The sequence below is a fragment of the Corallococcus sp. CA053C genome (genome assembly GCF_003611675.1).
In the GTDB taxonomy this organism is placed as follows: domain Bacteria; phylum Myxococcota; class Myxococcia; order Myxococcales; family Myxococcaceae; genus Corallococcus.
In genome coordinates, this window is record NZ_RAWA01000343.1 from 1 (window position 1) to 10814 (window position 10814).

Consider the following 10814-nt stretch of genomic DNA (forward strand, 5'->3'; position numbering starts at 1 on the left):
GGTCGGGCGGGGTGGAGATCTCCTGGCGCCTGGACGTCATCGAGGGCTACGGCGTGGAGGTCGCACCCTACGTGCACCGGCGCACGAAGAAGGGCCAGCGCACGACGGGAGCGAAGGTCGGCCGGCGCAAGCTGTTCCAGGAGTACGGCTCGCAGCTCAGCGCGTCGGATGCGCGCATCGGCGCGCTGCTCGCGGACCATGACGCCCCGGCGTCGCGCGCGCTGCTGTTCGAGCTCATCGACCATCCGCGCATCTACCTGGAGGGCCTCACGCCGGACCTGCTCGTGCGCATCGAGCGCGCGAAGGTGGGGCTGGTCGCCGAGGACCGGGGCGGCACCGTGCTGGTGAACGCGGGCGTGGACGGCGCCGCGCTGCCCGCGTCGATGCTGGAGCGCGTGCGCAAGTCGAAGCCGGAGGAAGCGGTGTTCCTCTGGGACGAGGGCCCGCGCGTGCTCACCGTGCTGGACGTGAGCCCGGAGGTGCGCGCGCTCACCACGGTGCTGCTGAAACACGGCAACGGGTTCCCACCGGAGAGTCACGGCGCGCTGTTGGATCAGCTCTCCAGGTTCTCCATGCGCCTGCCGGTGGCCATGCCCCGCAGCGTGATGGGCGAGTCCGTCGCGCCGCAACAGCTCCCGGTGCTCCGGCTGGAGGCGCAGCCCGGGGGCGCGGTGCGGCTGGAGCTGCGCCTGCGCCCGCTGCCGGACGGCCCCGCGTTCCTGCCCGGCGAGGGCCCGCGTGACGTGCACGTGCGGCGTGACACGAGGTCCTTCCACGCGGTGCGCGACTTCGCGCGCGAGCTGGCGGCGGCGACGGCGCTCCAGGCCCGGCTGCCGCTCTTGTCAGCGGAGCCGCAGGAGCAGCCGTTCTGCTTCCTCTTCCACAGCGCGCAGGGGGGGCTCGCGGTGCTGGCCGCGTGCGCGGACTTCGAGCCCCGGCCGGAGCTGGAGTGGGTGGGCGTCTCCATGCGGCTGGTGGAGAAGCGCGGCGTGGGAGACTTGAAGGTCGTCCTGCAGCGCAAGCGCGACTGGTTCGGCGTGCTGGGCGGGCTGGCGGTGGAGGGCGAGCGCGTGTCGCTGGCGCGGCTGCTGGATGCCGCCCGGCGCAAGGAGCGCTTCGTCCAGGTGGACGCGAACACCTGGGTGGAGATCGAAGCGGCGCTGCGGCAGCACCTGGAGCGGCTGTCGGATCACACCTACGCCTCGCGGCACGGGCTGGAGGTGGGCCCGTCCGCGGCGGAGGCGCTGGCGGGCCTGGGCAGCGCGGGCGCGGACATCGAAGCGGACGCGTCCTGGAAGACGCTGGTGGAGCGCATCTTCGCGGCGAAGGAGCTGAAGCCCCGCGTCCCGACGGCGCTGAAGACGGAGCTGCGCGACTACCAGCTCGAGGGCTTCCGCTGGCTCACGCGGCTGGCGTCATGGAACGCGGGCGCCGTGCTCGCGGACGACATGGGCCTGGGCAAGACGGTGCAGGCGCTGGCGGTGCTGCTGGATCGCGCGAAGCAGGGCCCCGCGCTGGTGCTGGCGCCCACGTCGGTGGCCTTCAACTGGCGGGATGAGGCGAAGCGCTTCGCGCCGTCGCTCAAGGTGACGCTGTTCTCCGAAGCGGAGGACCGGGGCGGCACGCTGGAGCGCCTGGGGCCCCGCGACGTGCTCGTCATCAGCTACGGCCTGCTCACGCGCGACATCGAACGGCTGTCCGCCCAGCGCTTCGCCACCATCGTCTTCGACGAGGCGCAGACGCTGAAGAACGCGGCCACGCACCGCTTCCGCGCGGCCCGGGCGCTCCAGGGGGACTTCAAGTTCGCGCTGTCCGGCACGCCCCTGGAGAACCACCTGGGCGAGCTGTGGGCGCTCTTCGCCGTCGTCTTCCCCGGGCTGCTGGGCAGCCTGGAGGCCTTCCGCGCACGCTTCGCCGCGCCCATCGAGCGCCAGGTGGACCCCACGGCCGCGCCCGCGCTGGCCCGGGTGCTCCAGCCGTTCCTCCTGCGTCGCACCAAGGCGCAGGTGGAGACGCAGCTGCCGCCGCGCACCGACGTGCACGTGCCCGTCGTCCTGTCCGCGCCCGAGTGGACGCTCTACGAGGACGCGCGGCTGGCGGCCCTGTCGGACCTGGAGACGCACAAGCCGAAGCTGAAGGAGCAGGAGAAGCGCATCGAGGTCCTGGCGGCGCTGACGCGGCTGCGGCTGCTCGCGTCGCATCCCCGGCTGTACGACGCGTCGTCCAAGCTGGAGTCCTCCAAACTGGAGCGCTTCATGGAGCTCATCCAGGAGCTGCGCGAGGAGGGCCACCGCGCGCTCGTGTTCAGCCAGTTCACGTCCCACCTGGCGCTGGTGCGCGAGGTGCTGGACGCGCAGGGCATCACCTACGAGTACCTGGACGGGCAGACGCCGGCCGGCGCCCGGGCCGAGCGCGTGCGCGCCTTCCAGGAAGGGGATGCCCCCCTGTTCCTGATCTCCCTCAAGGCCGGAGGCTTCGGCCTCAACCTGACGGCCGCCACCAGCGTCATCCACCTGGACCCGTGGTGGAACCCGGCCGTGGAGGACCAGGCGTCCGACCGGGCCCACCGCATCGGCCAGCAGCGGCCCGTCACGGTGTACCGGCTGGTCGCGCGTGGGACCATCGAAGAGCAGATGCTGGCGCTCCATGAGCACAAGCGCGCCCTGGTGACGGGGGTGCTCGAAGGCAAGGATGCGGCCGGGCGCCTGTCGACCCAGGAGCTGCTCGGCCTGCTCGCGCAGCGGCTGCCGGACATCGACGGCCTGAATCCGGACGCCACCAAGCACTGAGCGGGTGTGCAGGTCCTTTCCTGGGTTTTTCCGGGAGGCCTCCACACACCTGTGCGCACACTGAACAAACATTGAGGCAGTCTCGCGTGCGGCTTTGGGCTGAACAGCCGAACAGTCCAGCGTCCTGATCCATCGTGCCTACATGCAAGATTGATCAGGTGGTGGTAGGTGCCCGCGTTTTCGGGAGCAGCAATGCTTACATGCTCGCGTTTTCAGTGAGTCTGGCACAACACCCAGGCCGATTCTTATCAAACATAGACATCAAATCAATTAAATACATCATCACGCCGACCACTCGAATGCAATTAATTGCATCCAATTGGCCGCTGATAAATGTATCAATGTTTCACTCGGGAATCAGTGGGAAGAAGTGCCCGATGGGGCCGTTCCCGTGGCCCACGGCGAGCGGGTAGCGCAGCGCCGCCGTGACGTACTCCTTGCCCCGCCGCACGGCCTCCAGCGGCGAGGCCCCCAGCGCGAGCCGCGCGGCGATGGCCGCCGACAGCGTGCAGCCCGTCCCGTGCGTGTTCGGCGTCTCCACGGGTTCGATGGCCAGCGTCTCCAGGCTCACCCCGTCGAACCACACGTCGGTGCCGCGCAGCGCGCCCTGCATGCCGCCGCCCTTCACCAGCACGGCCTTCGGTCCCATGCGGTGGATGCGCCGCGCCGCCTCGCGCATGTCCTCCAGCGTCTCGAGGTCCATCCCCGCGAGCAGCCGCGCTTCATGGCGGTTGGGTGTGAGGATCGCGGCCCGGGGCAGCAGCGCACGCAGCGCCTCCACCGCCGCGTCGTCGATGAGCCGCGAGCCCGCGCGCGACACCATCACGGGATCCAGCACGACGGGGCCCAGCGACAGGGCGCCCAGCCGCTCCGCGACGGCCTCGATGATGTCCCGGCGGGCCAGCATGCCCACCTTGACCGCATCCACGCGCATGTCCGAAGCGACGGCGTCCACCTGCGCGGTGACGGCCTCCGGAGGCAGCACGTCCACCCGGGTGACGCCGCGCGTGTTCTGCGCGGTGATGGCGGTGAGCGCGCTGGTGCCGTGGACGCGGTGGAAGGAGAAGGTGCGGAGATCCGCCTGGATCCCCGCGCCACCGCCGCTGTCGGAGCCGGCGATGGTGAGGGCGGTGCGGACAGGGAAGGGCGTCATGGCGCGGCATCCTACCGGGGCCCGGTGCTTCCAGGCCCTGGAGAAGCGCGCGCCTCAACACCTCAGAACTGGTTCTGGCGCGCCTGCTCGAAGCCCACGCGGTGCTTGAGGTACAGCGTGTCGAGCATGTGGTTGCTGATGGGGTTGAAGTTGCCGTCGGTGAAGCGGTGCACCACCGCGCCCTTGCCCGCGTCCTTGAGGAAGGCCAGCGGATCCACGGAGCCGCCCAGGCCGGTGAGCGTGGGCACGGGGTCCGCGTTGTTGACGTAGTGCACGTACTTGGGCCCGTCCGGATACGTGGTGGACGCGGCGCCGAAGGTCTCCACGGACAGGTGGCCCATCTTCGCCTCGACCTGCGCGGGGGACAGCCCGTCCTCGATGCGCAGCCGCTTCGCCACGTCGTTGAGCGCGCGCGCGGTGATCAGGCCACCCTGGCTGTAGCCCACCAGGTGCACGTCGCGGCCGGCCTTGAGCTCCGAGTAGAGCGTGTCCGCCAGCGTGTCCACCGCGGGGTTCTTGCCCTTGTCCAGCTTGTCCGTCACGCACTGGGCCAGGTCCTTCACCAGCCCTTCGGTCGCGTTGTGGATGCCCACGACCTTCGCGCCGGAGGAGTTCGCCAGCGCCTGCATCTCACCCAGCTGGCCCGCCGTCGGCGTCATGATGCCGTTGACGTAGAGGATGGTCTTGTCCGGGTTCGCGTTGTTCGCGGGCGTGACGCCCGGGATGTCCTTCAGCGGCGTGGTGGCGGGGAGCGTCTTGCCACCGGCGCCCACGAACATGCCGTCCTGCGCGCGGTCCGGCTTCGCGCCGCCAAAGAGGCTGGTGATCTCCCGCACCGTGGTGGCGTTGAAGACATTCACGCCCTGCTCGATGAAGCGCGGGATGTCCTTGAGGCCACCCACCGCCGCGTCGATGATGCCGCCCAGCAGGCTGTTGGCCCCCGAGGGCGCGGGCTGGAGCGCCGCGCCCGGCTTCGACACGGGGCGCTCGAACGACGACTGCTGGAACGCGGGCGTGTGGGGCGCGGGCTTCCGGGCGGACGGCTCGGAGGCGGGCTTCCGGGACTCGGGCGGCACGGCGGGACCACGGGTGCGGTTGATGGTGCTCATGGGAACCTCCAGCCACCGGGGGAAGTGGGCTCAGGTAGGTTATCCGGTCCGCACCCCGGAAGTTGCGTGGCACCGCGTCAGGGCTCCGGATTCCACCCCAGGTCCCTGACGCGGCTGGTCATCCACGCCCGGTGTTTGTCTTCACCTGAGTCCGTCAGCGCTTCACGACGTGGATGTTGAAGTCGCCGGTGCGCAGGGAGCCCCACAGGCGCAGCCAGAGCGGGAGGAACGCCTCGGTGCCCCGGGCGGTGGTGATGTCGCCCAGGTCGATGATGTGCTTCCAGCCGAAGCCCTCCGACAGGAGTTGCTTCACGCGGGCCTTGGCGTCCGCGTCGTTGCCGGACACGAAGACGTCGTGGTCGCCGGGCACGCGCGAGGGATCCACCATCACCTCGCAGTTCATCGTGTTGAGCGTCTTGACCACCTTGAGGTCCGGGAAGGCGCGCTGGAGCTGTTCGCCCAGCGAGTCCGTGTGCGGGGTGGAGAGCACCGGCGGCATGCCCTTCGTGAAGTCGAGCGGGTTGGACACGTCCACCAGCACCTTGCCGCGCAGGGCGTCCTCGCCCGCGGCCTTCAGCACGTCCAACGACGCGGTGCCCAGGGTGCAGTTGAAGAGCAGCTCCGAGAACGCGGCGGCGTCCGCGAACGTGCCCTGCGACGCCTTGCCTCCGGCCTTCTTCACCCACGCGGCCGCCTTCGGGTTGTCCGCGGTGCGCGAGCCCATCCGCACCTCGTGGCCCAGCGCCACCAGCTTGCTGCCCAGCGTCTCACCCACCATGCCCGTGCCGAGAATCGCGATTCGCATGTCGACTTCCTCCGTGGGCTGAACCTTAATCGTCAACCGGGACGCGGGTGAGCGCATCCCGGTTGAACCATCGTCAACTCCAGGTTGACACTCCAGCCCATGGACCTGTTCACCGGGGTGTTGCCGTTCCTCCACGTCGCGGAGGAGCAGAGCTTCCGAAAGGCGGCGGAGCGGCTGGGCGTCACCGTGGCCGCGGTAAGCAAGGCGGTGCGGAAGCTGGAGGAGGAATTGGGCGCGAGGCTCCTGGAGCGCACCTCGCGTCAGGTGGCCCTCACCTCCGAGGGCGCGGCGTTCCTGGAGCGCGCCCGCGAGGCCGTGGCCCAGATGCGCGCAGCGCGGGAGACCGTGGCCCAGGCCCACCGGGCGCCCCGGGGACCACTGACGGTGTCGCTGCCGTTCATCCTGGGACCGGTGCTGCTGCCGCGACTGGCGAGGCTCCAGGCCCGCTACCCGCAGCTCACATTGCACGTGCGCATGAGCGACCGGCTGAGCCGGCTGGTGGAGGAGCAGGTGGATGTGGCGATCCGGCTGGGCGGCCTGGAGGACTCCAGCCTCGTGGCGCGGCGGCTCTTGAGCACGCGCTGGATGACGCTCGCGGCGCCGACCTACCTGGCGCGGCACGGGACTCCGGAGAAGCCTGGCGACCTGGAGCACCACGCGTGCCTGAAGTTCGTGGATCCCCGCGGCATCACCCGCGAGTGGCGCTTCCGGAACACGCCGGGCGGCGCGGAGACGGTGGTGCGCACGCGGGCCGCCATCGACGTGGATCACGGCCCGGCGCTGCTGGACCTGGCCGCCGCGGGGGCCGGGCTCTGCCAGGTGCTGGACTTCATGAGCGATGCGCGGATGCGGGAGGGCACCCTGGTGGAGGTGCTCGCGGATCACGCGGCGGAAGGGCCCCAGGTCCACGCGCTGTGCCTCCCCGGGCGCCAGTCCGTGCCGCGTGTCCGCGCGCTGTTGCAGCTCCTGGTGGAGGAGCTGCGCCCGACTCCGGAGCCGCCCCCCACCGTCAGCGCACCCGCGCCGGAGGAGCCTCGTCCCGAGCGGGCCGCGCGGGAAGCGGCTCCGCGCAGGCCGCGCCGGAAGACGGCCCCGAAGGGAAGGGGCCCCTGAGCGTCGTCCCGAGCCTCAGAGGGTCGTGAGCGGGACCTTGGCACCCGTGGTGGAGGCGCGGTGGACGTCCGGCTCCGTGACGGGGGGCTCCTCGGGCGCCGCCTCGTTGACCTCCTTGTAGAACTGGCGTCCGAAGATGACGCCGAGCACCAGGGAGATGAGCATGCCGGCCGCCGACACGGCGGTCATCACGGTGCGCCCCTGCGCGAGCCCGCTGCCGAACTGCGCGGTGAGGAAGGTGCCCGGGATGGTGCCCAGCACCACGCCCGCCACGGACGGCCAGAAGCGCGCGCCGCTCGCCGCGCCCGCCACCAGCATGATGTCGGTGGGGCACAGCGGGTTGATGCACGCCAGGAGCGTGAACTTGAAGTCGTGCCGCCGGGCCGCCTTCGCCAGCGCCGGGTACTTGCGCCCCGCGAGCCGCTGCATCGGTCGGGTACCAAGCTTCCGAGCGACGAAGTAGAGCAGCGTGGCGGACAGGAAGCTGCCCGTTAGTGAATAGAGGGTCGCTGCAAGCGTGCCGAACATCATCCCGCCCACCGCGGTGAGGACCTGACCGGGCAACAAGGTCAGGGGCCTGATCGCGAGGAACGCGACGTACGCCAGCGGCGCGTAGTCGCCCAGGGGCAGCAGCACCTCACGGATGGTGCGCTGATCGATGAAGTCCGGCCCCAGGAGCCGGAGCATCACGAGGCCGCCAATGGACACGACCATGGGGGCGATGATCCGCAACCAGGTCGTTACCGCACTCCTGCCACTCGCCACCGAAGCCTCCCCGGCCCACGCCGGACCGATGTGTCAGGCGTTGCGCACAAGGTGGGATCCGGGCGGGGAATCGGCAACGACACGTGAATTGTTGTGAACAGTGAGAGCGTCCTGCCGGGCAATCACCCGTCCAGTCCGGACGCCTAGCAGGCCTGACAAGCGCGCGAAATCCTTGGGGATTATGCATGCAATGTCAGGAGAGAACGGCTGGCGGTGTACGGAGCTTGCTTGCATCGGGGCGCTTCCGTCCCAAGGTTTCAGGCAAGGGACACCGAGGCGCGGACGGGGTTGGTAGTCACGAGAGGAGATACGGACATGTCGGACAAGGACAACAAGGGCAGCATGACGGTGGCCGAGGCGGGGCGTAAGGGCGGCGAGACGGTCCGGAACGAGCGGGGTCGCGAGTTCTACGAGACCATCGGTCGCAAGGGCGGCGCGACGGTGAAGGCCGAGCGCGGTCGCAGCTTCTACGAGGAGATCGGCCGCAAGGGCGGCGAGACCGTGAAGGCTGAGCGCGGCGCCAAGTTCTACGAGGAGATCGGCAAGAAGGGTGGCGACCGCGTCAAGGCCACCCGCGGACCGAACTTCTATGAGGAGATCGGCCGCAAGGGCGGGCAGAAGGTCAAGAAGCTGATCGAGGAGGGCAAGCGCGCGGCCCGTGCCGCGATGGACGCCCAGGCCGCCGCAGGTGGCGCGGCGCCTCAGGAAGGGGCTGCGGCCCCAGCGGCTCCGGTCGCCACGCCGGAGCCGACCACGCCCAGCGGCAACGAGTAACGGGGGACAGGACGCGCGGTCTTCCGGTATGACGGTCGCGTGTATCTGGTCCTTACGTTCCTAGAGCAGGTGGAAACGACCGAGCGGGCGATCCGCCGGCTCCGGGAGTTCGGCATCCCGGAGCCGCTGGTCATCCGGGCGCGCAGCGCCGCCGCGGCCTTGTCCGCGGAGGTCCCTGTGTTCGCCGGTCTGCGCAGCCTCGCGTTGGGCGCGGACGAAGACAAGATCGTGCTCGTGAGCGTGCTGCCCGGCCTCCCACCGGAGGAGATGGAGCGGCTCATCCAGCGCGTGCAGTTGGAGATGGACGCCGATGATCCGCCCATGGGTCGCCTGGTGGCCCTGCCCGTGATGGCGGCGCCCACGCATCGGCGAGGGTGACGCGCGGGGGCGGCCGGGTGTAAGCACCACGACGTGCAAGCGCTGCTCGTCTTCCTCATCGTCGCGGCGTTGTCGCTGCTCGGCTCAAGCCGCTCGCTGCTGGATCCGGGTCGCTTCCCGGCGCTGGCGCAGCTGGCGGCCAGCGGCCTGCTGTTCCTCATCTTCGGCGCGCTGCTGGGGCCGTCCGTCCTGGGCGTGCTCACGGTGCGCAACCTCGACTCGCTCCGGCCGCTGATCGCGCTGGGGCTGGGGACGGGGGGCGTGCTCCTGGGGCTCAACCTGGAGCCCCGCCTGTTGCGCCTGTTGCCCAGGCCCGTCTACGCGGCGGCGCTCGCGCACGCGGGCACGGCGTTCCTGTTCGTGGCGCTGCCCCTGGCGGTGCCGCTCGTGCTGTCCATGGGCTTGAGGCCCCTCGTCGCGGTGGGCGCGGCGGCCCTCTTGGGCGCGGCGGCGAGCCTGTCGTCGGGACACTTCGCGGTGCTGGGCTACCGCAACGGCCGGCTGGAGCGCTCGCGCGGCCTGGGCGTGGCGCTGCTCACGATGATGGACGACGCGGTGGGCCTGGGCGTGCTGGCGCTGGGCCTGGTGCTGGGCGCCACCGGCAACGCGGCGGAGGGGCTGGGCCTGCTGGGGCTGGCGCTGCTGCTGGGCGTGGCGTGCGGCGCGCTGCTCGCGTTCCTCACGCATGCGCTGAAGGACCCCGCGGAGCAGACCACGGTGACGCTGGGCATGGTGGCGCTGGTGGGCGGCGCGGCGGCGTACCTGCGGCTGTCGTCGCTGCTGGCGGGGGTGGCATGCGGCGCGACGCTGGCGCTGATCGGCGGACGCACCACGGAGCGGGTGGCGCGCGCCCTGTCGCGGGTGGAGCGGCCCACGTACCTGGTGCTGGTGTTCATGGTGGGCTGTCACCTGCACGCGCGCGACCTGTCGGCCTGGGCGCTCCTGCCCGCGTTCGTGGGGCTGCGCTTCCTGGGCAAGGTGCTGGGAGGCCGCTTCGCGCAGCGGCTCACGCAGGGCGTGCTCGACCTGCCCCCGCAGTTCGGCTACGCGCTGATCGCGCAGGGCGGGCTCGCGCTGTGCATCGTCGCCGAGTACGTGCTGCTGGTGCCGGGCTCGCTGTCGCAGCGCGTGCTGGACGTGGTGGCGGTGGGAGCGGTCGTCAACGAGATGCTCGCGCACGGCGCGTTCCGGCACGTGCTGGCCGCGGAGCAGCCCCGCAAGCCCGCGGCGCCAGCGGATGACGCGGGGGTGGCGGCATGAAGGGCTCCGTCTTCCGACTGCTGCTCCTGGTGGCGCTGCTCGCGGCCATCACCCAGGCGCAGGTGATGCGCGCGGACGCGGGCACGCCGGTGTTGCTCGCGGCGGGCGCGCTGCTGTTGTGCGGTCTGTTCGCGGGCAAGGTGGCCAAGGGCCTGGGCCTGCCGCGCCTCACGGGCTACCTGCTGGTGGGCGTGGCGGTGGGGCCATACGCGCTGGGCTTCATCCCGGGCGCGGGCGTGAAGGGGCTGGAATTGGTGAAGGGGCTGGCGGTGAGCCTCATCGCGCTGGTGGCCGGCACGGAGCTGCACCTGGGGCTGATCCGCCGCGTGGGCGCACGCGTGGCGCTGCTCTGCGCGGCGGTCTGCGGGGCGACGTTCGCGGTGTGCTTCGGGGCGACGTTCGCGCTCAAGCCCTTCCTGCCGTTCCTCGCGCCCATGACGGTGCCGCAGGCGCTGGCGGTGAGCGCGCTCCTGTCCACGGTGATGGTGTCGTTCTCTCCCACGGTGACCATCGCCATCGTGCAGGAGACGGCCGCCAAGGGGACCTTCACGGAGTTCCTGATGGCGCTCGTCATCATCGGGGACCTGTTCGTGATGGTGGCCTTCGGGCTGGCGGCGGGCGTCACGCGGGCCACGTTCGGTGACGGGCTGGACGTGGCGGCGCTGATG

The 10814-nt window shown here is 70.9% G+C and carries 9 protein-coding genes and 1 pseudogene; 6 read left to right on the forward strand and 4 right to left on the reverse strand.

The window, feature by feature from the left end:
• The coding region (locus D7V97_RS32620; protein WP_147445065.1) for a DEAD/DEAH box helicase at positions 1 to 2789 on the forward strand (2789 nt) is incomplete at its 5' end.
• A gap of 346 nt (positions 2790 to 3135) precedes the next feature.
• Here the strand turns inward: D7V97_RS32620 and thiD are convergent.
• The 3 genes from thiD to D7V97_RS32635 form a co-directional block, all read right to left on the reverse strand.
• On the reverse strand, positions 3136 to 3942 hold the full coding sequence (gene thiD, locus D7V97_RS32625) for a bifunctional hydroxymethylpyrimidine kinase/phosphomethylpyrimidine kinase (protein WP_120614530.1): 807 nt from the start codon (positions 3940 to 3942) through the stop codon (positions 3136 to 3138).
• Positions 3943 to 4004: 62 nt separating this feature from the next.
• Positions 4005 to 5051: a hypothetical protein gene (locus D7V97_RS32630; RefSeq protein WP_120614531.1), complete on the reverse strand. Its 1047-nt coding sequence runs from the start codon at positions 5049 to 5051 to the stop codon at positions 4005 to 4007.
• Positions 5052 to 5205: 154 nt separating this feature from the next.
• Positions 5206 to 5856: an NADPH-dependent F420 reductase gene (locus tag D7V97_RS32635; RefSeq protein ID WP_120614532.1), complete on the reverse strand. Its 651-nt coding sequence runs from the start codon at positions 5854 to 5856 to the stop codon at positions 5206 to 5208.
• 99 nt (positions 5857 to 5955) lie between these two features.
• Here D7V97_RS32635 and D7V97_RS32640 point away from each other — a divergent pair, with 99 nt between their 5' ends.
• Positions 5956 to 6969: a LysR family transcriptional regulator gene (locus D7V97_RS32640; RefSeq protein WP_233583370.1), complete on the forward strand. Its 1014-nt coding sequence runs from the start codon at positions 5956 to 5958 to the stop codon at positions 6967 to 6969.
• A 15-nt stretch (positions 6970 to 6984) separates the two neighbouring features.
• Here the strand turns inward: D7V97_RS32640 and D7V97_RS32645 are convergent, their stop codons facing one another.
• Positions 6985 to 7701: a TVP38/TMEM64 family protein gene (locus D7V97_RS32645; RefSeq protein ID WP_233583371.1), complete on the reverse strand. Its 717-nt coding sequence runs from the start codon at positions 7699 to 7701 to the stop codon at positions 6985 to 6987.
• Positions 7702 to 8049: 348 nt separating this feature from the next.
• Between D7V97_RS32645 and D7V97_RS32650 the strand changes: the two genes are divergently transcribed.
• From D7V97_RS32650 to D7V97_RS32665, 4 genes and pseudogenes are all read left to right on the forward strand, one after another.
• The gene (locus tag D7V97_RS32650) at positions 8050 to 8508 is read left to right on the forward strand and encodes a general stress protein (protein ID WP_233583372.1); all 459 of its coding nucleotides are present in this window, start codon (positions 8050 to 8052) and stop codon (positions 8506 to 8508) included.
• 39 nt (positions 8509 to 8547) lie between these two features.
• Entirely contained in the window at positions 8548 to 8886 is a 339-nt protein-coding gene (locus tag D7V97_RS32655; protein ID WP_120614534.1) for a hypothetical protein, read from the forward strand.
• A gap of 33 nt (positions 8887 to 8919) precedes the next feature.
• Positions 8920 to 10146, forward strand: a complete 1227-nt coding sequence (locus D7V97_RS32660; RefSeq protein WP_120614535.1) for a sodium:proton exchanger — start codon at positions 8920 to 8922, stop codon at positions 10144 to 10146.
• A pseudogene (locus D7V97_RS32665) lies at positions 10143 to 10814 on the forward strand (transporter); the annotation flags it as partial. The gene D7V97_RS32660 and the pseudogene D7V97_RS32665, both read left to right, overlap by 4 nt.